The 474-nt window shown below is 81.2% G+C and carries 1 pseudogene; it reads right to left on the bottom strand.

Annotation, left to right across the window (positions count from 1 at the left end):
• Window positions 1-474: pseudogene (locus HUX53_RS00190) on the bottom strand (conjugal transfer protein TraA); the annotation flags it as partial.

Genomic DNA, 474 nt, shown 5'->3' with positions numbered 1-474 from the left:
GAGATGTGTCTAAGAGACGGGTCCATCCCGCCGAACGCGCCGGGGCCGGGGTTCAGCCGGGCCTTGAGCGCCGCGTTGAGCGCCCCCGCGCCCGCCGGGCCGCCGGCGGCGGTCGCGACGACCTGGACGTCCTCCACCGGGATGCCGAGCGCGCGGGGGATCGAGTCGGTGACGAGCTGGACCGCCCGGTGCACCGCCTCGCCGGGGTCGGCGGCGGGCACGATGACGACCTCCCGGCCGGGCGCGTCCACGGCGGCGAGATCGCCGCCCCGCACCGCCCCGGTCAGCGCGGCCAGCGGACCGGCCGGCGGCGCGGCGTCCCGCGTCACCACCGGGACGGTCTCGGCCGCCTCCAGGTCGTCCAGCGCCCGGCCGGGCCCGGCGCGCGGCGCCGCGCCCCGCTCGGCGCACAGCACCAGGTGGGCGCCTTCGGGGCACGCCTCGCGCCGCCCCCGCCACAGCCCCCCCTCCCGC

This window comes from Actinomadura sp. BRA 177 (assembly GCF_013372625.1).
GTDB lineage: Bacteria > Actinomycetota > Actinomycetes > Streptosporangiales > Streptosporangiaceae > Spirillospora.
This window is presented reverse-complemented; position numbering and strand designations above follow the sequence as displayed.